This window comes from Marivirga sp., assembly GCF_051117495.1.
Classification (GTDB): Bacteria; Bacteroidota; Bacteroidia; order Cytophagales; family Cyclobacteriaceae; genus Marivirga.
Window position 1 is genome coordinate 20,498 of sequence record NZ_JBNPEF010000036.1, and the last position, 24,821, is coordinate 45,318.

Below are 24,821 nucleotides of genomic sequence, written 5' to 3' on the forward strand. Positions count from 1 at the left end.
CGAATACCACCCATCTTTGTTAATAATCATCCAAATCTTTCCTTAGATCGTCATCGTCAAAATCAACATCCAAATCATTCTCTTCTTCGTCTAAGTTGTCATCGATTTTAAATCGCCAAGTGTCTTCTTCCTCGTCACCATCATTTAGTTTGATGTCGTCTGAGTCGTCATCAAAAAAATCATCTTCGAGTTCATCGTAATCTTTGTCATCATATTCGTCAAATGCCGCGAAATCTGATGCTTCGTTGAGTGCCATTTTTTTAATTCTATTTTATCTGGCGAAATCTAACGTATTTTTAAATAAGTTGTATAAAATAAATGTTAATAAATTTTAAAGATTAATAAATATTTTATGATAGGACAATTTTAGCTGATTTAATCAATTTTATAAGGTAAAAATTCATCCACATTTCCGCGGAATTTATGCACCTCTCTGATTATTGTTGAACTAATGGCTGCATATTCTGGAGCTGTAATTAAGAAAACGGACTCCAAACCTTCATTTAAATATTTATTGACTTGTGCAATACTGTTTTCATACTCGAAGTCGGTAGTGTTTCTTAATCCTCTTAATAAAAATCCAGCACCCAAATCTTTTGCTAAATTTGAAGTTAATTTGTTATAAACAATCACTGAAACCCTTGGTTCTTTATGAAAGGTTTCTTCTAATTTGTTTACTATCAAATCAATATCGAAGTAGCGATTTTGTTTTTTTGAATTATAACCAATTGCAATAATAATTTCATCAAAGATTTTCAATCCCCTATTAACAATATCAAAATGACCTTTGGTAAAGGGGTCAAATGACCCTGGAAAGATTGCGATTCTTTTTGGCATAAATTATAGATTAAAATAGTTTCCAAATACATCAAAATATTGATGCTCAGCTATTTCATCAAATTTGAATCCGAAATTTAATTTTTTGGTTCTATTCCCTATGGCAAGGGCCGGGAAATTCTTTTTTAACTCTTGAAAATGAGAGGAATCCTTTTTTATATATCCCCAAAGGTTGATTTTGCCTTCTTTTTTTAAGATTTTGAATTCATTACATATAAGATTGATATACCTTATATATTCATCAAATTTTTGAATTTTGAAAGAATTAAAATATAGCAATTTGCCATTATTGGAAACGGCTGCATGCAGGTAAAATCTATCAATGTATAAAGATAATTCATTTTCATTAGCAAATGGTGGGTTAAATAATACCGCATTTACTAACATGCCACTTTGGTGAGTGACTTTAATTTTACTGTTTACATAAATTGATCGAATGAACTTTAATACTTCCTTCTGATAAGTGAATATATTAACCGAGTCATTGCTATTTACTTTGTAATAGCCAACGGAATCTGACGGTTCTACTTCGCAATTCATTTTAAGTATTGCTCTTGCATTATCCTTTGAAAAATAGGAGAGGGGCGCCAAGCAATATTTTGGTGTTTTAAAGCAAAGAATAACTTCTTTCCAAAAACCCACCATTAGTAAATGATGCTCATCAAAAAGTGCTTTAAGAACTTGCACTTTTTGATGTTCATCATCGGTTTTACTAAGACTATAATCTTCAAGTATTAAAACCCTGTTAGATTTAATATCTATTATAGACACTTGAAGGTCTCTATCTCCAATTTCTAAAATCAAGCAATACTGCTCAATTTTTTCAATGGAAAATTTATCATCTTTAACCTTCCGAATGGTTTTAAAAACTTTTTCTTTTGTGATATCCAAAATATTATTCCCAGTTTCCTGCAGTTGTAACTTCTGATTTAGACCCCACTCTCAATGCTTTTTCATTGTCATCTTCCCTTCTCTTAGGATTAATTGGATCAGGATCTTTTACTTCGAAAACGTCAACTTTTACAGATCCTTTGATAATTTTATCCGCAAAAATTTCAAATTTGGTTTTTGAGCCTGGTTTGTAAGGCAACTTTTGCAAATCGAAATTTGGGATATCCGCATAAAGGGAATCGTAAACAGGGATTGTTCCTAAAGTATCGATGTTGATTACAACACTATCTCCACCGTAGTCTCGTTGAATAATTCTTTCAGATCTTTCTGTTAAATAAAAATCACCCGTATCAATAAAATTAATCAATTTATCCCAATCGCTGGTATATTGACCATTCACCCTTTGATAAGCAATCATGCCTGATCGAATTTGTTTTAATTTATTGATTACCCGAGCTTCTTCTCGTTTAATCTTTTTTTCTTGTTGAATATCATAGGCAATGCTATCTACAAAAAAGTAGCCTATTACTATCGCAGCCACGAAGAAAACTATTGATAAAATCTTTGTTTTGCTCATCTTTCTATTTTTTTCTCTATTTAGAAATTGTTTTAAAATGCTATTTTATGGAATTATTCACAAATTTAAAATATCCTTTAAGATTTAAAACTTCTTGGAGTTTATTTATTCCAATAAACATGTTGTGCAAGTAGTCCTTTTCTGTGTTTATTAATTTATTTTCATCAAAAAATGCTAAATCAGTTAAAATTTGTTGATTACCCATTTCCGGATCATTTCCCAATTTAAGAATTCCTCCGGTTTTTTCTACCTCGAAAAATAATTCAATTGCATGAATTTTTTTTGTTATAAATTCATTCACAAATAATAATTCACCTACCCTAATTTTTAATCCCGTTTCTTCCAAAAATTCTCTCTGCAAATTTTTTTTCGCATCATCTCCAAAATCTAATCCTCCTCCGGGAGGTGACCACAAATATTCTTTTTTTCCAACTCCCTCATGTTTCAAGAGTAAAATTTTATTTTCTTCTATTAAAATCCCTCCAACTCTTACTCTTACTTTGCCTCCAAATTTTTGATTGACACTTTCCCTTGCTTTTGCAGTCATCAATATGCTTATATTTGTAAATTATTTGAAATTACATAAAATGCAGGAAAATACAGTAAAAAAAGATTTTAAGTTAAGAGTAGAGAAATTTTTAGAGCGTCAGGAATTCATGAAACATATTGGCTTTGATTTGTCAATAATTGAAGAAGGAAAAACTGAAGGTTGGCTTGATATTCAAAATATACATAAACAACAAAAGGGTTTGGTTCATGGTGGGGTTACCGCCACAATAGCAGACATAGTTGCAGGATTTGCCGCCTACACTACGGTTCCTATGGATTGCCATGTAGTTACAGCAGAAATCAAGGTTTCTTATTTTAAAGCTGGCATGGGTGAGAAATTACATGCTATCGGTTATGTAGTAAAGAGAGGAAGGAAATTAAATTTTTGTGAAGCCGAAATTTGGGCTGTTGAGGGGGAAAAGCGAAACTTGATTGCAAAAGCTACTACTACCATGGCAGTTATTACTCCACAAGACATCAACCACAAAATGAATGCCTAGGGCATCATCTATCATAAGGTCAAAGTTTCCATTTGAGCCTACCCCTGGACAGACTCAATTCTTCAGCTCTTTAGATCCATTTTTTGATCTGAAGGATGGAGATAGGCCTATTTTATTACTTAAGGGATATGCAGGAACTGGTAAAACGACTATTGTCAGTGCATTGGTGAAATTCCTGCCCTTATTTAATTATAAATATGTTTTGATGGCGCCAACTGGTAGGGCGGCCAAAGTAATGAGTAATTATTCCAAAAGGCTGGCGCTTACAATCCATAAGAAAATTTATCGTCAAACTTCTGAGGTCGGTAGCGGAGAGCCTAACTTTTCTCTACAGAAAAACTATCATGAAAAAACACTTTTTATTATTGATGAAGCCAGTATGCTTTCAGATGAAAAAGGTTTTGGAAATAGTAGTTTGTTAGATGATATCATTAATTATGTTTTTCAAAATGAAGGCAATAAAATATTGTTTATAGGGGATGATGCCCAATTGCCACCTGTCGGAAAATTAAATAGTGCCGGCCTGGATGCTCAATATTTAAAAAGTAATTATCGTGCGGAAGTGATAGAAACCGTTTTAACTGAGGTAATGAGACAAGCGCAAGATTCCGGCATCTTGTTTAATGCGACTGTATTGAGAAGTGAATTGTCCAAAAAAGATTTTAATATTCATTTTAACACTAATTCCTATAAAGATATTTTCAGAATGACAGGGGAGCGATTGGAAGATGGATTGCGATATGCCTATGATAAGTATGGAATTGAAAATACTGCCATTATATGCCGTTCTAATAAAATGGCTGTTCAATACAATGAATATATCAGGAGACAAATCCATTTTATGGAAGGCGAGCTGGAAGCCGGTGATTTCTTGATGATTGTGAAAAATAATTATGTTTATCAAACTGAAGACACGCCAGGGGGGTTCTTAGCCAATGGTGATTTTATGGAAGTGGTAAAAGTCATTAATTTTGAAGAGTTGTATGGTTTGCGATTTGCAGATTTGGAAATAAGACTTACGGATTATGAAAATCACCCTAACCTCCAAGTAAAAGTGATTTTAGATACTCTCCATTCAAATGGTCCTTCCTTAAATAATGATGAATACAGAGAATTATACAGGCAAGTAGCAGAGGATTATATGGATTTAGACTCTAAAGCGGAAAGGAAAGCGGCTATTAAAAAGGATCCTTATCTTAATGCGCTCCAAATAAAATTTGCTTATGCGCTTACATGTCATAAATCACAAGGGGGGCAATGGAACGCTGTTTTTGTAGATCAAGGTTATTTAACTGATGAAATGGTGAATAAAGAATATATTCGATGGCTTTATACAGCTATTACCAGGTCAACTGATGAGTTATATTTGGTTAATTTCCACTCAAAATTTTTCTAAGTCTTCAAATCTGAATTTGATTGGAGTAGAAATTCTTAATATTGTTTTTTGGTATCATTTTTATTGAAATTTCGTAACTTTATAAATCGTATTAAAAATTAAAAATTTCAATTATGAAAAAGGCAATATTATTTTTCGCAACAATCTTCGTTCTGGGCTCAGCAGTAGCTCAGTCAACAGAAAGCACCAATGGACCTGAAATCACATTTGAAGAAAGCAATCATGATTTTGGTGATATCACTCAAGGAGATGTGGTAGAGCATATTTTTAAATTTGAAAATACAGGTAAGCAACCCTTAATCATATCAAATGTGAAGACCACTTGCGGTTGTACAGTACCAAGCTTCCCAAAAGGAGAAGCCATAGCACCAGGTGCAAAAGGAGAGATTACCGTAAAATTTAATAGTAGGGGTAAAATGGGAAGACAAAATAAAGTGGTAAGAATTGTTTCTAATATTGGGGAAGAAAGAAGCGTTCGAATAACCACTAATGTTTTGCCAAAGGACTCATGAAATAATTAAAAATATTTTAAAAAGGCTGTTTCAATTCAAATGAAACAGCCTTTTTTCATTCCGCTATTATGGTGCAACCGCCATAGGATGTTTTGACTTTAAGTAAGGTAGAATTTTGATTAACATTACTTCCAATAGTACCCTCATATTCTTCATCTGACATATCTTTTATTTTCTTACTGAAATTTATACTATTGCCTTCAGTTTTTAGCTTTCCAAAGGAGTGTTTGGTATCAAATCGTAAATTAGCTCCTTTTTCAATATTTATTTCTGATTTAGAAAATTCGGTATTAAGCTGAAAAGACTTAATGTCTTTGCTTACTTCCTTTAATTCAATTGTACCACTTGCATATTCAGCATCCAAATTAAAACTATCATAGAGCTTGTCTATGCTAATTTTAGAGAATTCGGCACTTCCATTGTAATTTGAAACAGTCCCGATCAATAATTTACCATATTCTACATCAAAATTGATTTTTTTAATATTATCAATTTCAATTTGAGAAAATTCTGCATTTAGTTCTAATTCATCAGCTTCTGATAATATAAAGGCATCCACATAATCCATTTCAAATACCCCTTTTTTTATACTTTCAATTTCACCTTTACCAAATTCATGAGTTAACCTAAGTTCGCCCAAACTACCAGCAGTTAAATTCCCATATTCCAAATTGATCATTGTTTTACCTGAATAATCAGTCATAAAAATATTACCAAATTCATTATTTAATGATAATGGATGACCATCCGGCAAATTGATTTCGTAATTAATCTTAAAACTCTTTTTCTTAAATGAGGCGTTGCTATGTGATTTTAATTTAGTATTAATTGATATCAAACTTGAAGTTTGGTTAGTTTTAAGTTCAATCTTGTCCAATATATTCTTGGATTCTTTTTCATCGTCCCCCTCCACTTCTAAGGTTATTTTAATAGCAATTTCGTTTTTATCCCATACTGCTAGATTTAAATTTCCAAAATTATTTGAAATTTCTAAGGCAGTCTGCTTACTATTAGGAGTAAAAGACTTATTCATTATTTCATATTTCGCATCTTGAGCAAATGAAATAGTAGCGTTCATTATTAGAACTATTATTAAACTTTTAAATAGATATTTCATTGTTTTTTTGTTTATCGTTTTGACTATATTCCTGTAAATCTTGCAAGATGTTCAGTTGTTGTTCAAGGATTTTAATTTGAGTTTGCAAATTTTGAATCATGGCGTTCACCAATTGTGGGTGAGCCCCTTTTTTTTTTATCTGCATTTTTAAATCCTCATATTTTTTATTCAGTGATTTTAAGTCTGTATTAATATTGATGTTTTTTTCTTTTGATAATTGGCTTACCAATGCGGTTTTTTCCGTTATATTTTGTTTGTAGTAAGATTCTATTTCCGCATAAGGTTTATCATTTACCGATAGATTTTCCAATGCATTGATTTTATCAGTTAATTGTATTCGGTCATAAACGAGCCATCCCAAACTGAGCAAAAGCATGATAGAGGCTGCGACCATCCAAATAGAAAAATTGTTTCTATTACTATTAGATATTTTAATCTCTATTTTGTCCCAGCTCTTTTCAGGCTGGAATTCCGAATCAAATTCTTCTTTGTGATCCTTAATAAATTGCTCCAGCTTGTCTGTTCTCTTTTTCATTATTTTTTATTTTGCTGCGAATTATATTTTTGCTCGATTTTTTTATTGAGATTTATCAACTCAAATAATAGTCTGGTCATTGACCGCTTCAGATTTTTTTATGTATTCTTTTATTTTTTTCTTGGCTCTATGAAACTGGGATTTAGAAGTATTTTCTGAAATTGACAGTATTGATGCAATTTCTTTGTGTTCATATCCCTCTATTAGGTACAAACTTGCCACTGTCCTAAATCCTGTTGGAAGGTTAAGTATTGCTTTTTTTACAATATCTACTTTCATTTCAATTCCTTCCCAATCTATTTCAGAATCGTCAGTCATATCATTATCAGCTAACTCATCTATATTCCATTTAGATTCTTTTCTCAAATAATCCAATGCTTGATTGACCACTATTTTCTTTAGCCAAGCGCCAAAGGTGGCTTGGAAGTCATATTGGTCAATTTTATAGTAAGCTTTTATAAACGCTTCCTGTAAAATGTCTTCGGCTTCATCATGATTTTTTAAAATTCTGAAAGCTATATTAAACATTGACTTAGCATAAAGCATATATAATTCTTTGAATGCTTTTTGGTCACCGTTTTTACAGCTGATTATTAAATCTTGATGAATGTATATACTGTTCGTTTCCAATTTCATTTAATCTATACCAAAGACTCTGCTTTTTTAGAGTAGTTGCATGAATATTGAAAATAAGTTAAATATTTTATTTTGATTTTCTTTAAAACAAAAAAGGCTAACCTTGTTGAAGGTTAGCCTTTTGAAATAATGAATTAATGATAATCAGTCTAAATACATCACTTTTCTTAATGCTTTTACTGTTCTTTCTTTATTAGGTAAAACAGCTTCTAAAAGGGTAGGGGCATAAGAAACAGGAACATCCAAACTGTTAACTCTTAAAATAGGTGCATCTAAAAAGTCAAACACGGTTTTTTGAATATTAAAAGCTAAATCTCCTGAGATGGATGCTAATGGCCAAGCTTCTTCCACCACTACACATCTATTTGTTTTCTTTACAGATTCGAAAATGGTAGCATAATCTATAGGCCTTACAGTTCTTAAATCAATTACTTCAATTGAGTGACCTTCTTTTTCCATTTCTTCGGCCGCAGCATGAGCTACTTTCATCATTTTACCAAAAGAAATCAATGTAGCATCACTTCCTTCTTTCGTGATTTTTGCTTTACCAATTGGCTCTAGATATTCGGATTCAGGAACTTCACCCTTGTCACCATACATTAATTCCGATTCCATGAAAATTACTGGGTCATCGTCACGTATTGCAGATTTTAATAAACCTTTGGCATCATAAGGGTTTGAAGGAACAACTACTTTCAAACCAGGAGTGTTCGCATACCAATTTTCAAAGTTCTGTGAATGCTGAGATGCTAATTGACCTGCATTTCCTGTTGCCCCTCTAAAAACTATTGGGACATTGAATTGCCCACCTGACATGTTCATCATTTTGGCTGCTGAGTTAATGACCTGATCAATTGCCACTAATGAAAAATTGAAGGTCATGAATTCTATTATGGGTCTTGTGCCGTTCATTGCAGCCCCGACCCCAATTCCGGAAAATCCCAACTCAGTAATAGGGGTGTCAATTACTCTTTTAGGACCAAACTCGTCCAACATCCCTTGTGTTACTTTATATGCACCATTGTACTCAGCTACCTCCTCGCCCATGATGAAAACATCTTCATCACGTCTCATTTCCTCGGACATAGCTTCATTAAGTGCTTCTCTAAACTGAATTTCTCTCATCTATCTTGTAAATTTTACAGGGTAAAAATAGTTATTCAACTGTCAATTACCAACTCAATCTTAAGAGTTCATTAACTTTTCTTTAGATTATAAAAAATAAGGTGATTGAATGTTTCAAAAATGGCAAAAAAAAAGCATCCGCTAGTTTGCGGATGCTTTTCAATATATGAGTTTAAATCTTATTTTAAAGCATTTCTAAAGGTATCGTTTGCCGCGTAATTAGAAAATTCAAGATCGCTTAATGCTTTTGATTTTAAATCAGCATCAGCAGCAACAGCATCTTTTAAATGACTGATTACATCTCCTTCTTTTCCTAATCTAGCACTTGCAACTGCAGCCAAGTAGTGAGCATTAGCATGAACTCCTTTTCCCGAAGTTTTTCCTGCAACTTCTTCTAATGTACTTACTGCATTTTCATAATTTCCTTGCAATACTAAAGCTAAGCCTTTGTTAAACATGTTAACTTCAGAGTCATCAGTATTTTTCAAAGAAGTAGATGCATCACTATACTCGCCCATCATGATTTCTAGAGCACCTTTAACTCCCATCAAACCTCTTTCGTTTTCGCTGTCCAAGGTCATTTCGTTAGCCTTAGATACTGCGTCATAAGCTTTTTCGTAATTACCTTGCATTGCATAAGCTGTACCTAAGTTAGCATATGCCTCAGCATTTTCTGACTTTTTGTTAGAAATTTCAAATTGAGTAATAGCTTGTTCAACTAAAGTAGTCATTTCATTTCCTTCAGCATCCATCGCTAATTCTAAATGTACTGCACCATAGTTATTGTGAGCAACTGGGCTATCATCATTTTTCTTAGTAGCAGCTTTTAAAATAGCTGCTTTTTCCTCTAAAGATGGAGTCATACTTGCTGCATACATTAATTCTTCAAGAGATAATGTGTCGGCAGAAGCGGTTTCAGCAGCTACTTGCTTAGATAAAACAGAAATTTCTGCATCAGATTTTTTCTCTTTTACTGTTAGCACTTCAGTTTTGGCTGCTCTTAAATCTGGATAGATATCTTTAAATACTTTTTTATAAGTAGATAATTTTTGTAATCTATCTTCTTTTTCTTCGAAGCTTCCAGATCCGTTTACAATATCAGTGTATTCACTTTTTTGAGCATCTGTTATACCGTCATATTCAGCCAAAGCTTTTTTGAAATCAGACCAATCTTCAACTACCGGCTTTAAAATGAATTCAATTGAATCCGCCATACCTTTATAGTCATAACGATTCATTTGTCTTTTATAGTAATTTTCAATTGCTTCAGCTCTATCTTGTGATAAATTGCTGTTAATTCTCTCAGGACCTTCTGGTGAGTGAGTACCTGTGATAGTAACAGTTCTTGTCACGTTTTTATCAGCTATAAAAGCATTAAATTTTTTACCTCTATCGCTTCTTAACTCAGAAGTTTTCAATACTGATCTACCTTGATCAAAATAGAAGTTAACATTAGTAGGTACCAACTCTTCTTTGTTGTTATAACCATGATCAGCGTAAGCAGCATGGTATGAAGGCATAACCATTTGAGAAGTGGTAATGATACCTGTTGCATAGGTTTTTCTATCAGTAGAAGCTGATTTACCATTTTTTTCAATGGTAGCAGTTCCTTGCATTACCAATTCACCTTTTACATTCATATCTTCTTCATAATTGAATGTAAATTCTTGGCTAGATCTAACAGGCTCTGTATCACTGTTAGGGAAATCAGCTTTTACAAAATCTACTGCATCCAATGCAATTTCTTTATCGCCATAGACATAGTATGGATTAACTGTATAAGTGATTCCATCTTTCAGCATTTTAGATGGTAGTTGAAAATCTACCGTAAATGCTACCTCTTCGCCATGAAGCTCAAGAGGGTTTGGAGTTACATCGATAGCTTGCTCTTCTGCGGCTTGCATCATCTTGTTTAATGCACAACCTGAAAAAGTCATTGTTCCTAAAAGAACAGCTGCGTAAAATAATTGTCTCATTTGATTCATTATTTGATTATGTTTGGAAGTTAATGCGAAATTATATTTATATTGGAACTATTCCAATGTATTTAGTAAATTTAAGAAAAGATTTCTAATTTTATCGAATAATCAACAAGGCTTTTGTCTTAATTGTTTAAATTTAAGGGATATTATGAAAAAAGTTCAACAATTCATCGAAAATCAGGCATTTGGCGTTTGCACCCGACTGGGTGAAATGATGGATCTTCCTACTTCTCATATTCGAATATTTTTTATTTATTCCTCTTTTTTAACATTTGGCTCCCCAATATTAATATATTTAGCCTTAGCATTTATACGTGATGTGAGAAAAATGTTGAGAAGAGGCAGGTCAAAATGGTATTATTAGTAAAAAAATTTACTAATAATCTGTATTCTATAAGTTAATCATTTCCTGAATGACTCATATTATTCAAAGCCCATTGGTAAAATCAAGATGGGCAATTAGCACTATATTTTTTTGTTATGGTCTAGCGTTTGCCAGTTGGGCATCCAGAATCCCCAGTATCCAAGAAAAATTTTCCCTTTCTGAAGCTGAATTGGGTACGTTATTATTGATGCTACCAATAGGCTCTTTTATTTCACTACCATTGGCGGGTGTTTTAGTGGCAAAGTGGAATAGTTATTTAGTCACTAGATTAGCGATCGTCCTTTATTTGTTATCCTTGGTCGCTATATCAATATCAGAAAATATCTATTTATTAGGATTGGTATTATTTCTTTTCGGTTTAATGGGGAACATGGTGAATATCGCCATTAATACACAAGCAGTCAGTTTGGAAAAAGAATATAAGAAAAACATAATGGCTAGTTTCCATGGTATGTGGAGTTTAGCAGGATTTTTTGGTGCTATTATCGGAGCATTTATGATAGGAAGTGAGATTATTTTGCAATATCACTATTCTATAATCTTTAGTACTAGTATAGTTGCTTCCATTATTAGTTTTAAATTTTTAATTAAATCAGATTTAGACGAAAGTGAAGACAAACCGATTTTTGCTATTCCTGATAGATCATTATTGCTATTAGGGGTAATTGCCTTTTGTTCCATGATGTGCGAAGGCACTATGTTTGATTGGAGCGGGGTTTATTACAAAAAAGTGGTAAATGCCCCAAAAGATATATTAGGGTTAGCCTATACGTTTTTCATGATAAGTATGGCAGGGGTTAGGTTTGTGGCTGATTACTTCACTGGTAAATTCGGGGTAAAAAAAGTCGTTTTTTCTAGTGGCTTGTTAAATTTCACAGGTTTATTGATTTTGATTTTCTTTCCTGGAAAGATAGTTTCTTTGATCGCCTTTTTCATAGTTGGAGCAGGAGTTTCCTCTGTGATCCCTTTAGTGTTTAGTCTTGCGGGAAAATCTAAATCTATGAGCTCAAGTGTAGCATTAGCAGCAGTTTCTACTATGGGTTTTTTTGGTTTTTTAATGGGGCCTCCTTTAATTGGATATTTGGCAGATTGGTTGAATTTACAAGCCTCATTTATGTTTATTGCTTTAATGGCTTTATGTGTGATCATATTATCCACTCAAATAAAAAGTAATCCTAGTTAACTATTTTTTTACGCGGATCTTGCCGATTTCAAATCATTCCATTTTTGTAGTTTTGGTTTCATCACTCTAAACCATAATGGAGGAAAATGGGCTAGTAAAATCATAGTTGGATATCCTGCAGGCAGTTGCGGGGCGGTTTCGTAGTTATCTAATACTTGGTATCTTTTAATGGCGTTAAAATGATGATCTGAATGTCTTTGAAGTTGGAAAAGAAAGAAGTTACTTACCATTTGGTTGGCATTCCACGAATGATGCGGAGCTACTCTTTCATATCTTTGATCATCCAGTTTCTTTCTTCTTAATCCATAATGTTCTACGTAATTAACGGCTTCTAATAAGGAAAATGCCAAAAAGCTTTGAGCAAAATAGAAAGCTAAGGGTATCCATGTGAATTCTCCAATCATGACACTGACACTAAATGTCAAAGTAAATCCAAATAAAAAAGGCAGAAGCGTAAACCAAATCATTTGATTATGAATGGAAAATTTCGATTTTTTCTTTCTTTCTAATCTCTTGTTTTCTATTTCCCAAGCACTTAGATAGCCTTGCGTTACAGAACGCCACCAAAATGCATAAAAGCTTTCGTTTTCCCTGCTTGTTGCCGGATCTTCAGGCGTTGATACTCGGACGTGATGTCCTTTATTGTGTTCAATAAAAAAGTGCATATAGCTTACAGTCATTAAAAGTACTTTACTGTAAAACTGCTCTATCTTTGATTTTTTATGGCCTAACTCATGCGCAACAGTTATACCTATTCCGCCTGTAGATAATGAAACCGCAATGGTAAATGTAACCCATTCAAAGATTGTTAGTTGACTTGTAGATACCACCCAAACTGCCCAGATCAGAAATGCTAACTGAAAATAAGTCCAGCAATAAGTGATAAATCTATAATAATAATCATTGGCTACAGCTTTTACTGCTTGCTTAGGAATATTATTATAATCTCTACCTACTGCAACATCAATAGCGGGTATCAATGCATAAACAAAAATTAAGGTGGATATATTGGCTATACCGCCCAGATAGAATCCAAGAATTGTTAAAGCTGGAATTATAAATGCACTAAAATAACCGATTTTCTTTAGCCAACTCATCATTAATAAATTTACGGATTGATAAAATAATCTTCCTAAAATAAGGTGTTTACCCCTATAAACCAATTTGGAGTTGAATTAATTCTGAACTTTTAAAGTAACTACTAAGCTAAATATATAATTTAATCCTCATCATTTCTTGTACCACCACCTTGAAGGTGTTTTCACCTTCAAGATTCTGTGAAATTTCATGGGAGGTTCAATGCTTAAGTTGGGGTGAAAACACCCAAAAGGGGGAGTGAGAGCTAATTAAGTTTAGGCTTAAACTATTTTATGATTACGAATTGTATAGGCTTTTTCTTGATTTTCTTTCTAAAAACAAGGAATAATACTTGCAATCTAATTCCCTATCAAGAAGTTCTTAAAATCCTCGGTATTAAAATTACTCATGCCCTCTTTTCGAAAAGCAATTTTGCCATTCTTAATCACGAATGTTGTAGGCAATGTTTGTGATTGTAATTGAACTGGGCTTTTCAATTCTCGATAAATGGGTAATTCATATTCCTTTTTATCTTTGAATTTGATGGCTTTATTAAAGTCGTTGTCTTTTGATACCATTAAAAAGACGATATCAGGATTATCCTTTAATTGAAGATAAAGCTTTTCTATATGGGGCATTTCGCCTAAACAAGGAGGACACCATGTAGCCCAATAATTAATAAATATGGTCTTGTTCTTAAGATTGCTATATTGAATTCTTTTACCATTAGGCGTAATTAATTCACCATCAAAATCAAATGATTCTATTTCTACATCTTCTAATGAAGGTGTGATAAGATGTGTTGCCAATAGCCAAGATTGTATTTTTCCCATTACAGGAGCATGCAAACCTGTAAAGTAAAGCGTCCCAAAAATGGCAATCATAATTGCCCAGCTAATGGCTTCTTTTTTCCAGTTTATTTTTTTACTCATTTGTGATATTAAAAATTAAATCTTGTATTGCATCCTTTTCTGTATCATCAAAATTTAACTCGGTTGATATAAGATAGTTGTGTATATGGGTTAAATTTTCAAAGTTCGCTTCCTGTATATGTTTTGGTATTTTGACTATCCTAATATCATCCTTTTTTATTGAGGCATCTGATCTATTGAAAAAATACGGCTGGAGGGTTTTATTGCAACTAATGGCAATTTTATCTATGGAATAATACTCATCCCATTCTGATATTTTTGCATTTATTTCCTCAAAAAAATGGTCGGTTCCTGCTAGTCTAACTCTGGAACCAGCTTTGGATTTACCTTTTGTTTTTAGATGTTTGATTTGACTTTTTCCTTGCTTTTGCCTTACCATATAGGCTTTCACCATTTTATGCTCTGTAATTTGATCTTCCTCAGAAAAGGCCAAGGCAGCTTCACCAGAATGAATCAAGATGACAAGAAAATTGCAGGGAATTATTTTTTGCTCATCAAAATAAATACAAAGTGGCAGACGTAAAGTAAGTATTTTTTCACCTGAAAATTCAATTATATGTTTTGAAGCATTATATGCTGAATTTGGATATTTATTTCGAAGGGCATCAATTAATTGAGATAAATGATCAATATTAATCCTTTTCAAGATATGATGGTCTGCCATTTTTTATAAGTATGGGTAATAGAGCAAATTTGCTATTTGATTAATTGACTGCTTTTTCAATGGCTTCATTAATGACCTTGCATGCGATTTCAATTTCCTGATCATTTATAGTCAGGGGAGGGGCAATTCTAAAACTATTGGGACATGATAGAAACCAAAAACAAATCACACCATTTTCTAAGCAATTTTCAACAATTTTCCCTACGATTTCCTCTGTCTCAAATTCAAAGGCGAACATCATTCCTTTTCTCCTGATTTCGACTATGGCAGCATGATTGATTAATTTTTCAAATTTTTCACCCTTTCTTTCTACTTCATTTAAGAATTCTTCTTCTAAAATCACTTCTAGGGTGGCCACTGCGGCAGCGCAACTCATAGGGTTTCCACCAAACGTATTAATGTGACCTAACATAGGCTGTTTGGTAAACAAATCCATGTGTTTTTTGTCCGCAATAAATGCCCCCAAAGGTAATCCGCCTCCAAGTGCTTTTGCCGTACATAAAATATCTGGTTCAACATTGAAATGTTCAAATGCAAATAATTTACCCGTTCTACCTATTCCGGATTGAATTTCATCCATTATGAGCATAGTGCCTGTCTCATTGCATTTTTCTCGTAATTTTTCTAGAAACTGCTTATTTGGAATTCGCACACCTGCATCACCTTGAATAGTTTCAATTACAACACAAGCGGTTTTATTAGATATTAATTCTAAATCTTCAATTACGTTTAATCTTAAAAAACCAACATCTGGTAGGAGGGGTCTAAACCTATATTTTTTCTTTTCATTTGAAGAAATACTTAAGGCTCCATGCGTACTTCCATGATACGCCCCTTTAAATGCAAGCATTTCAGTTCTTCCAGTTATACGTTTAGCTAATTTTAATGCCCCCTCAATTGATTCCGCTCCGCTATTACATAAATATACAGAGTTGAGATGTGAAGGTAGATTATCAGTAAGTATTTGGGCTAATTTATTAACAGATGATTGAACATACTCACCATAAACCATGATGTGCATGTGCTTTTCCAATTGCACTTTGACCGCATTCACAACTTTAGGATGTTGATGTCCTAAATTACTAACCGCAACACCTGAAATTAAATCCATATATTTTTTTCCATCCTTAGCATGCAGATAAATACCTTCAGCCCGATCTATTTCCAGCAGAAACGGAAAAGGAGAAGTTTGTGCAATATTATTAAGGAATATATTTTTTTCAGTTTGTTGCAATTCTATAAATTTATGCGTCTGCGAGTTTGTTTACTAGGTCAATATATTCTTTCATGGCCTCTTCAGAAGGCTTTCCTTTGAGTTCTTCCCAGGCATTGTATTTTGCGATGGCTTTAAAATCGAATCCTCCAGGTCTTTCCCCTTTAACATCTCCCTCTTCTCCTTGCTTAAATAAAGCATATAACTTTAATAAATCCTCATTAGAAGGTCTGTCTTTGATGTCTGTTTTAGACCTTTCAGCGGCATTTTTAAAATCTTCTTGTAAACTCATATTTTTGTTTTTAAAACTTCTGTAAAATTAAAAAAGTCAACCTATAATCATAGATTGACTTTAAATTTATTGAATTTGATTTATATTTATCTTTTATTCAAGTCAACATAAGATCTCAAGTTTTCACCAGTGTAAACTTGTCTTGGTCTTCCGATTGGCTCATTATTTTCTCTCATTTCTTTCCACTGAGCAATCCAACCTGGTAAACGACCTAATGCAAACATTACTGTAAACATTTCAGTAGGGATTCCCATTGCTCTGTAGATAATACCAGAATAGAAATCAACATTAGGATAAAGTTTTTTCTCTACAAAATACTCATCTTTTAATGCAATTTGTTCTAATTCTTTTGCAATAGTTAATAATGGATCATCAACACCTAATTGCCCTAAAACATCATCAGCTGCTTTTTTGATGATTTTAGCCCTTGGATCAAAGTTTTTGTAAACCCTATGACCAAATCCCATTAAACGGAAAGGATCATTTTTATCTTTTGCCTTCGCAATAAATTTAGCAGTATCTCCACCTGCTTTTTCAATTTGTTCTAGCATTTCTAAAACTGCTTGATTAGCACCACCGTGCAATGGACCCCAAAGTGCATTGATACCAGCTGATATTGATGCATACAAACTTGCTTGCGAACTACCTACAACTCTAACAGTTGAAGTAGAACAGTTTTGCTCGTGATCAGCGTGTAGAATTAATAAAGTGTTCAGTGCCTTAGCCACTACTGGATTTACTTTATATTTTTCTGCTGGTAGGGCAAACATCATTTTAAGGAAATTTGACTGATAATCTAACTCATTATCAGGGTAATTTACCGGATGCCCAATTTGATTTTTAAATGCCCAAGCTGCAAATGTTGGCATTTTAGATAATATTCTAATAATACTCAAATCCACTTCTTTTGCAGATCTGTTTGGGTCTAATGATTCAGGATAAAAAGCTGTTAATGAACAAACTAGAGAAGATAAAACACCCATAGGATGTGCATTTGAAGGAAATCCGTCCAATATTTTTTTAATATCCTCATGAACCAAAGTGTGGGTAGTAATTTGATTCTGAAATTTTTCTAATTGAGCTTTAGAAGGTAAATCACCGTAAATCAGTAAGTAGGATACCTCCAGAAATGATGATTTTTCAGCAAGTTCTTCAATTGAATATCCTCTATACCTTAAAATTCCTTCCTCACCATTTAAAAAAGTTATAGCACTTTTTGTGGAACCCGTATTTTTGAATCCTGGATCGATTGTAATGAGTCCACTACTTGCCCTTAGTTTGCTAATATCAACAGCTATCTCTTTTTCTGTACCTTGAATAACCGGTAAGTCGTAATCTTTTCCTGCGTATGATAATTTTGCGTGGTCTGACATGTATATTTAATTATATTAAATGTTGAAACAATGGTTTAAGAATTCACGAAATTAAGTAAAAAAATACTTTAATAAAACTGAGTGTACATTATCATTAAATTTTGATATAAAATACACTCACATTTGAAATAACGCCAGTCGATAAATATAGTTTTGAAAATTTTAGGATTAAAAATAGCAACTATATTGTATTAATCAAGAATTACTATTTTTTGTCTATTTAGGTCTCCTTTAGAATTTTTAGATATGATGTGATATACCCCGGAGGCTAATCCATTTAAATCCAGTTCAGTTTCAATTGTGTTACTTGGGATTTTAGTAGTCTTTATGATTTTACCATTTGAATCTAGAATGAAAATATCTAATTCCGAGTTTATAGCTTTATTAAACCTAATATTAAGATTTCCTCTGCTTGGGTTTGGATATAAATCCATGCCAATTGATTCAAAACCTTCCTCGATGTTTAATATAGTTTCAGGCTTTTTAAATTCCTCAATTTCATTTATATCAATTTCGAAAATTCTGCTTGAGAACCTATCCTGAACTATCGATACAATTGCAAGATCGTTATTTGAATAAATTGAATTTACTTCCCACTCAAAAGTATTGGTCGTTGTTTCGGATATTTCATTTAAGTCTATTCCGTTGATATTGGGTAGTATTTTTCTTACAATATTTTTCAATTCAGGATTATTAGTTGATTTTTCAACAATAAAGTAATAAGCAATCAAATTCTTGCTAGAATCAGTATTAGGAATCATGGTGGCATCGAATCTTATAGTATTGGTATCAGCATTATTATCAATTGAAACTTCAATTAAATTACTTGGTTCAAGTAGTGATCTACGGGTAATTATTTGTTGAAATTCACTATTAAGATTGTCAGGTGATTCGAATATATTACCTTTATACAACTCACCATCAATAATTAATTGAGGGCTTGACTCAATATCGTAAATACTAGCTCTCGCATCCATTTCAACAGAATTCCTTAAGTTGATTGAATCCGGGCTTGGTATGGATATATGGAAATTAATCGGTAGTAAATCATTTCCTACTTCTGAATTTATTAAACTTTCAACATTAGTTCTACTATTGCTGTAATTAGAAGAATTTAAATTTGTAAAGCTTTCCAATAATACAAGTTTTTGTCTTTCACCAACATAGAAGTTGTCAATGGCCATTCCACTTGGTTCCCCAACAAACCTATCCCCCTTAAAATTAATTCTAAAGGAGACACTTGATAAGTCACTTATTATTTCATTATTGATTTCATGAGCAACTCTAATCCAATTTCTACCTTCACCTGAATAGTTCCACGCATAATTTAACCTGTTGGATTCTTCGGTTCCAATTCGAACTGTCGTATTGGCATTATACCAATTTAATTCATCATTAGTCGCACCAAATACCAACCAATTTTCACCATCAGTCGAATATTCTATAATTGCTCCCTCAAAACTTTCAAATTCAATATCTAGCCACATTTCAAATGATAACATTGGTTTTTCCAAAACAGTTAAGTCAAATGTTGGACTGTATAGGAATGAATTTTCGTTCTTTTTATAGCCTGAGACCCCATCAGCAGCAGTTTTCCAAATTTCACCTGGATCTGGGTTGTCGTTTTTACCTTCAAAGGCTCCGTTAGGGAAATCATGAATCCATGAACTAGGTATAGTATCAGCTGATTCAGTATACCAACCACCTGAGCCTTCATTAAATGTTTCTAAATATGGGTATGAGTCAATAGCTGGGACTATATCAATCTTTTTAACGATTGTGTCAGAACATCCTAAAGAAGACTCAATAATTAGTCTTACATCATAAGATCCAGCATTTTCATAATTAAATGACGGGTTTTCCAAAGTCGAAGTGTCGGTATCTATACCATTAACTCCAAAGTCCCAATTGAATGATATTATTGAATTTAAACTTGGATCTCCATTTATTACGTCCAATATACTTTCGTTGGTAAATTGGGTAGGATCCTGTCCAATGCTACTTGTTTTTAAATTACTAACTGAGAAATCTACTTTTTGGATGTTTCCTACATTTATATCCGTTGTAGTTTCAAAAACACAGCCTAATGCAGTAGTTCCAATGACTGTAATTGTTTTTATTCCTGGTGAGCTGAATTGTTCGACTTGCCCTACTTGATAAATTCTATTTGGAGCGTTTTCATATTCCAGTTGGAAAGAAATTAATGAATCTTCGGGATGTTCATATCCTGGATCAATTAAAATCTGAACGGCATTATCTATATTGCATACATTTTGATAAGTTATTTCAATTTCAGGGGCTGGTATCCTTTTAATTGTTTTAGTGGTAAATGCTGTACAACTTGTTTCATCTTCAAAAATTGTATAAGTAATTTCTACAGAATCCAAACCAGCTACTTCTGGCGAAGCTGCATCAAAATAAGTTATACCGCCTGTAATTACTATTCCACCACCACTAAAGCTACCACCATCAACATCAGGGTCAAGTTCTAAGAATGCGTTAGAGCAAAAGAAACCATCACTATCATCTGTATCTATATCAAAATTTGAATTTGGTCCATTGGTGACTTGAACAGTAGTTTCTGCAGAATTTGAACAGCCGTTACTATTGGTAAATTCATAGGTAATAGTATATGGTCCGCCAACCGTAGCTACTTCAGGGTTGAAAAAATATTTTCCATTCTCTTCAAAAACTCCTCTACCTGTGAAAATTCCTCCAGCCGGGCTTCCATTTAATTCTTGAACCCCATTTCTAATACAATATAAATCATTTGGAAACGGATTTCCAGTAATAGCCACATTAGGTAGAAGATTGATAGTAAAGGTAACTTCATCAAATGAATTAGTACATGGACCACTGCCATCAGGATCATTTGCAGTAAATCTTAGTGTGACATTTTCACCATATTCGCTTTCATCTGGAATATAAGTCGTGATAGGGGATGTATTTGAGGTAAAAATACCATCCCCACCAGTCCACTGACCACTTCCTGCACCATTTAATAATTGTGCTTCTAATGTAAGATTATCTCCTTCACAAATATCATCTACAGCTAATATTTCAACTATAGCATTTGGATTGATAATTACAGAAATCACTTCCGTATTTCCGGAACAAGTGCCATCTAATAACTTAGGAGTAATAGTATATATCACTGTATCTCTTTGACCTGATACTGAATTAGTCAAGTTACCACCAACTATTGTTGCTGTACTATCGTTGGCTCCGGATTCATTTTCAGATACCATCCATTCATACTCAATATCATTTAAATGTAAATCATTGGCTAATGTAATAGGTAATTCAAAATCTTGTCCACTACAAACAAAATATTCATTTTCAATATCCTCAAATTTGATTTCCGGTCTTACCGTTATAGTTAATTCCTCAGTTGTTCCAATACAATTGTCATTTAGAGGTGTTATTTCATAAATTAGGTCTTGATCAATTCCTGAGGTATTTACTAAGTCAAGATTTATTTCACCGGTTCCTGCTAAGTCAGCACCTTTAACTACAGAAGTATCTCCAGATATAAGGTTCCACTCGAAATCTGTGGATGAAATGTTAGATTCCGGAACAAATGAAAATGGTTCATTTGAGCAAGTACTTAACTCTAAAACAGTATTTGATAAAGAAGGATTAGGAAGGACTCTTACTTCTATAGTTTGAATAGGTCCTGAACAACCATTAACTGTAGAGAAAACAGTGATGTTAGCCACATTATCTTCAGTGTCTGAAGAATTAACAGCAGTAAAACCTGCAGGCGTTATAAATTGATCTGTTGTGCCAGAACTATTATTGATACCAATAGTCAAGTTATCAATACTCCACTCATATACCTGAGTATCATCTACATTACTTAAGAATTCAATATTTACAAAATCACCTTCACAGAAAGCAGTGTCGGTATTTAATATTACAGGAGATGGTTTTAAGGTAATTTTGAATGAGTCAGCTACACTTAAGCAACTATTACTTTCACTGAAATATCTTACATATCCAACGATCTCTTGTCCAGTAAGATTTTCTGCTAATGCAAAGCCTGGGAAATTTCCACTTCCTGTAGAAGCTGTACCATCCCCGATCAAGACTGGATTTGTTACTTCCCAACTAAAACTTCCTGTGCCTGAATCATGAGTGAAGGTTCTGCTTCCAACTATTTCTCCTGCGCAAAGCAAAGGTTCATTAGCTTCAGCAGAAACCACCGGTCTATTTTTCAATGTGACTAAAAAGGATTCACTGCTTGTACAGCCATTCTTTTCGGCAGTAACTGTAATAGTGCTGGTTAAATCAACGCCACTAGTATTTATTTCTGTTGTAAACTCTATATTGTCACCATTTAAAACAGGCCCATTAGAAAATAATGAATTATCAGAAATATTTAAGCTATAATTAACAGCAGTCAAATCTGTGCTTAAAGGAATGAAGGTCGATTCTTCCGAACAAAATTCTACATCAGCTAAGGTAGAGAAAACTGGGGTTGGATTTAAGGTTAATGTAAACTCCTCTGTTGGACCTTGACATGAATTATTTATAGGTGTTACCGAAATATTAGCAATAATGCTACTCCCAGTTGTATTTGATGGTGCTGTAAAGCTAATATTACCTGACCCTGATGATGGTAATCCTATATCTGTATTATCATTAACCCACATATAAGTTGTCCCTGAAGAAAGACTGTTGGTAAATGCAACAGTGTAATTATCCCCAGCACATAATGCTGTGTTAGCCACAGAATTCATTATAGGTGTAGGCTTTAAGCGAATCTGGAAATTCTCCTGATCACTAATACATCCATTCCAATTACTTGTTATAGTTATGTTAGATGAAATAGTAGATGTTGTGTTGTTAGTATTAGCAGTAAATGCAGGAATATTGCCTGTTCCAGATCCTGAAGGTAAGCCTATTGCCGAAGCATTAGTTGCAGTCCAGCTAATTGTGCTGTTTCCACCTGAGTCATCAGTTAATTCAATTGAAGCTATTTCATCCCCTGGACAAATATCAATATTCACTATATCATTTATTACAGGTTTTGGTTTTACTGTTACTATGAAACTTTCTGCTTGACTCACACATCCATTACTAATCGCTGTCACAGTAATATTACTTACCAATTCAGCACCAGTTTCGTTTTCAATAGCAGTTACATTTATGTTTCCAGATCCAGATGCAGGTATTCCTGTAGCAGTATTATCATTTGTCCAACTGAATGAACTTCCAGAAATACTGCTTTGGAAATTTGTACTTATGTTATCAAATGAACACACAATGATGTCATTTGGGGTATCAAGATCGGGCTCAGGTAGAATTTGGAAATCTACAGTGGTGTTATTTTCACATCCAGTATCATCATTAATGACATTAACATACAATGTATTGCCATCACCGACTGTATAACTGGATAAATCACCGCTATTTATTTGACTACCTGTACTAAGATCCGATGAAGTAAACCATTCAAAAGAATAGTTGCCTGTTTGGCTATTAATTTCAGGATGAATAGCAGTTAGATCAACCGTAGCAACCCCAGCACCTACATTATCTTCGCAATAATCCTTAGCCAGTGCATTTGCTACAGGAAGTGGGTTTACGGTGAAATTTACTTCTGCAACATTAGAACAAGTGGTAGAAGTAAAAGTAATCTGAGCATAGTATATAGAGCCATTTGAAACGTTTTCAGAGGTTTCATCTGTGACTGCGGTGGTCAAAGTGCTATTGGTAAACCAATTAATTTCAACATTTGACTGAGATTCGCTGGTTACATCTGTATTATAATCAGTAAGGTTTACATTAGCAGTTCCACTTGTTGGGGAATCCTCACACAGAGTATATGCTTGATTAGAAGCTGAAGGTATACTTCTGATGTTTAAGGTATGTTCTTTTATATCATTCGTACAGTTTATATCACCCTCTGCAACAAACTCAAAGATTACGTTTCCAGAACCATCAGGAGTGAAGGTGGCTTCCCAATTTCCTGAATTATTAGTAGTAGAACTTAGTGTACCTGGTTCTGATCCAGTAAAACCTTGTCCAGCCTTAATTCGCCATAAACCAGATGAGGCTCCACCGCTTATTGTTCCTGATAATACAAATGGATCAGCTTCACAAACTTCTGTTGCTGTTGTGGTGATATTTGCTATTGGTAATTCGTATATCGATAAAATCATTGTATCCACTGCATCTGCGCAGCTACCATCTCCGGCTAAAGTAAGAGTAAGGGTTACATTTGTTCCAGCATCTGCTGGATCTGGAGTATAAGTAGGGCTCGTTGTGTTAGCATCAGCAAGTGTTCCACTACCATCATGTGTCCATGTTATTGTAGTACCATTACTTACAATGGCATCAGTAACTGTAAAAGAAGTATTTTCACAAATTTCTCCATCTGTTCCAGCATCAGCTATTGGTGCTGGAGTAATGCTTAATATCATTTGATCCGAGTCATTGGAACATGAATTATTACCGGTCGCAGTTAAAGTTAATGTCACAGTACCATTTGTAATATCATTAGTACCAGGTGAATAGATCGGTTCAAGAATAGAAGCGTCAGAGAAAACCCCATCCCCTGTAGATGTCCATTGGATACTATTATTTTCTGATACAGTAGGTGCAGAACCAGCTAAGTCATAAGTATTGTTAGAACAAGTCTCACCATCAGCTCCAGCCTCAGCAATTGGTTCAGGCGTGATGGTGATGGCTTTAGTATCGTTTACCGTAGCACAAGATCCATTACCAGTAACAGTAAGGGTAAGGGTGACGGTATTTCCGGCATCTGCAGCGACAGGCGTATAAGTAGGATTGATGATATTGACATCATCTAAACTACCGTTTCCATCATGAGCCCAGGAGAAAGTATTTTCATTAGTAGTACTCGCATCTGTCACCTGGAAAGCAGAATTGACACAAGTTTCAGCAGTAGCTGCTCCAGCCTCAGCAATTGGTTCAGGCGTGATGGTGATGGCTTTAGTATCGTTTACCGTAGCACAAGATCCATTACCAGTAACAGTAAGGGTAAGGGTGACGGTATTTCCGGCATCTGCAGCGACAG

At 33.7% G+C, this 24,821-nt stretch carries 22 protein-coding genes; 5 read left to right on the top strand and 17 right to left on the bottom strand.

The window, feature by feature from the left end:
- Positions 1-19: 19 nt before the first annotated feature.
- The 5 genes from ACFE0M_RS17560 to ACFE0M_RS17580 form a co-directional block, all read right to left on the bottom strand.
- Positions 20-256, bottom strand: a complete 237-nt coding sequence (locus tag ACFE0M_RS17560; protein WP_434547098.1) for a hypothetical protein — start codon at positions 254-256, stop codon at positions 20-22.
- A 119-nt stretch (positions 257-375) separates the two neighbouring features.
- Complete coding sequence (gene coaD / locus ACFE0M_RS17565) at positions 376-837, bottom strand: pantetheine-phosphate adenylyltransferase (protein ID WP_434547099.1); 462 nt, start codon at positions 835-837, stop codon at positions 376-378.
- A gap of 3 nt (positions 838-840) precedes the next feature.
- Complete coding sequence (locus ACFE0M_RS17570; protein ID WP_434547100.1) at positions 841-1,728, bottom strand: DUF3822 family protein; 888 nt, start codon at positions 1,726-1,728, stop codon at positions 841-843.
- Positions 1,729-1,732: 4 nt separating this feature from the next.
- On the bottom strand, positions 1,733-2,305 hold the full coding sequence (locus tag ACFE0M_RS17575) for a hypothetical protein (protein WP_434547101.1): 573 nt from the start codon (positions 2,303-2,305) through the stop codon (positions 1,733-1,735).
- Between the two features lie 40 nt (positions 2,306-2,345).
- The gene (locus tag ACFE0M_RS17580) at positions 2,346-2,852 is read right to left on the bottom strand and encodes an NUDIX domain-containing protein (RefSeq protein WP_434547102.1); all 507 of its coding nucleotides are present in this window, start codon (positions 2,850-2,852) and stop codon (positions 2,346-2,348) included.
- A gap of 40 nt (positions 2,853-2,892) precedes the next feature.
- Here ACFE0M_RS17580 and ACFE0M_RS17585 point away from each other — a divergent pair, with 40 nt between their 5' ends.
- The 3 genes from ACFE0M_RS17585 to ACFE0M_RS17595 all read left to right on the top strand — a co-directional run bounded on the left by ACFE0M_RS17585 (position 2,893) and on the right by ACFE0M_RS17595 (position 5,262).
- On the top strand, positions 2,893-3,354 hold the full coding sequence (locus ACFE0M_RS17585) for a PaaI family thioesterase (protein ID WP_434547103.1): 462 nt from the start codon (positions 2,893-2,895) through the stop codon (positions 3,352-3,354).
- Entirely contained in the window at positions 3,347-4,750 is a 1,404-nt protein-coding gene (locus ACFE0M_RS17590) for an ATP-dependent DNA helicase (RefSeq protein ID WP_434547104.1), read from the top strand. Before ACFE0M_RS17585 ends, ACFE0M_RS17590 begins: the two co-directional genes overlap by 8 nt.
- Before the next feature lie 113 nt (positions 4,751-4,863).
- Positions 4,864-5,262: a DUF1573 domain-containing protein gene (locus ACFE0M_RS17595; RefSeq protein ID WP_434547105.1), complete on the top strand. Its 399-nt coding sequence runs from the start codon at positions 4,864-4,866 to the stop codon at positions 5,260-5,262.
- Positions 5,263-5,317: 55 nt separating this feature from the next.
- Here ACFE0M_RS17595 and ACFE0M_RS17600 read toward each other — a convergent pair whose 3' ends face one another.
- The 5 genes from ACFE0M_RS17600 to ACFE0M_RS17620 all read right to left on the bottom strand — a co-directional run bounded on the left by ACFE0M_RS17600 (position 5,318) and on the right by ACFE0M_RS17620 (position 10,651).
- Entirely contained in the window at positions 5,318-6,340 is a 1,023-nt protein-coding gene (locus tag ACFE0M_RS17600) for a hypothetical protein (RefSeq protein WP_434547106.1), read from the bottom strand.
- A 22-nt stretch (positions 6,341-6,362) separates the two neighbouring features.
- Positions 6,363-6,914, bottom strand: coding sequence for a hypothetical protein (locus tag ACFE0M_RS17605; RefSeq protein WP_434547107.1), 552 nt, complete (start codon positions 6,912-6,914; stop codon positions 6,363-6,365).
- A gap of 60 nt (positions 6,915-6,974) precedes the next feature.
- The gene (locus tag ACFE0M_RS17610) at positions 6,975-7,550 is read right to left on the bottom strand and encodes an RNA polymerase sigma factor (RefSeq protein WP_434547108.1); all 576 of its coding nucleotides are present in this window, start codon (positions 7,548-7,550) and stop codon (positions 6,975-6,977) included.
- Positions 7,551-7,694: 144 nt separating this feature from the next.
- A complete protein-coding gene (locus ACFE0M_RS17615) occupies positions 7,695-8,675 on the bottom strand; it encodes a pyruvate dehydrogenase complex E1 component subunit beta (RefSeq protein WP_434547109.1) in 981 nt (326 codons plus the stop codon).
- A 179-nt stretch (positions 8,676-8,854) separates the two neighbouring features.
- Positions 8,855-10,651, bottom strand: coding sequence for a hypothetical protein (locus tag ACFE0M_RS17620; RefSeq protein ID WP_434547110.1), 1,797 nt, complete (start codon positions 10,649-10,651; stop codon positions 8,855-8,857).
- Between the two features lie 154 nt (positions 10,652-10,805).
- On the opposite strand from ACFE0M_RS17620, the gene ACFE0M_RS17625 reads away from it, so the two are divergent.
- Positions 10,806-11,021 (top strand): PspC domain-containing protein, encoded by a 216-nt coding sequence (locus tag ACFE0M_RS17625; protein ID WP_303269655.1) that lies wholly within the window; start codon positions 10,806-10,808, stop codon positions 11,019-11,021.
- Between the two features lie 49 nt (positions 11,022-11,070).
- Positions 11,071-12,225, top strand: a complete 1,155-nt coding sequence (locus ACFE0M_RS17630; protein WP_434547111.1) for an MFS transporter — start codon at positions 11,071-11,073, stop codon at positions 12,223-12,225.
- Positions 12,226-12,233: 8 nt separating this feature from the next.
- Here the strand turns inward: ACFE0M_RS17630 and ACFE0M_RS17635 are convergent, their stop codons facing one another.
- The 7 genes from ACFE0M_RS17635 to ACFE0M_RS17665 all read right to left on the bottom strand — a co-directional run bounded on the left by ACFE0M_RS17635 (position 12,234) and on the right by ACFE0M_RS17665 (position 24,657).
- Complete coding sequence (locus ACFE0M_RS17635) at positions 12,234-13,322, bottom strand: alkane 1-monooxygenase (RefSeq protein ID WP_434547112.1); 1,089 nt, start codon at positions 13,320-13,322, stop codon at positions 12,234-12,236.
- A 339-nt stretch (positions 13,323-13,661) separates the two neighbouring features.
- Entirely contained in the window at positions 13,662-14,234 is a 573-nt protein-coding gene (locus ACFE0M_RS17640) for a redoxin family protein (protein WP_434547113.1), read from the bottom strand.
- Positions 14,227-14,898: a hypothetical protein gene (locus tag ACFE0M_RS17645; RefSeq protein WP_434547114.1), complete on the bottom strand. Its 672-nt coding sequence runs from the start codon at positions 14,896-14,898 to the stop codon at positions 14,227-14,229. The genes ACFE0M_RS17640 and ACFE0M_RS17645 overlap by 8 nt, the downstream gene beginning before the upstream one ends.
- A gap of 40 nt (positions 14,899-14,938) precedes the next feature.
- Positions 14,939-16,132 (bottom strand): aspartate aminotransferase family protein, encoded by a 1,194-nt coding sequence (locus ACFE0M_RS17650; RefSeq protein ID WP_434547115.1) that lies wholly within the window; start codon positions 16,130-16,132, stop codon positions 14,939-14,941.
- Positions 16,133-16,142: 10 nt separating this feature from the next.
- Positions 16,143-16,403 carry an acyl-CoA-binding protein gene (locus ACFE0M_RS17655; RefSeq protein ID WP_434547116.1) on the bottom strand — a complete coding sequence of 87 codons (261 nt, stop codon included), beginning with the start codon at positions 16,401-16,403 and terminating at the stop codon, positions 16,143-16,145.
- 86 nt (positions 16,404-16,489) lie between these two features.
- On the bottom strand, positions 16,490-17,776 hold the full coding sequence (locus ACFE0M_RS17660; RefSeq protein ID WP_434547117.1) for a citrate synthase: 1,287 nt from the start codon (positions 17,774-17,776) through the stop codon (positions 16,490-16,492).
- Positions 17,777-17,967: 191 nt separating this feature from the next.
- A complete protein-coding gene (locus ACFE0M_RS17665) occupies positions 17,968-24,657 on the bottom strand; it encodes a PKD-like domain-containing protein (RefSeq protein ID WP_434547118.1) in 6,690 nt (2,229 codons plus the stop codon).
- Between the last annotated feature and the right edge of the window lie 164 nt (positions 24,658-24,821).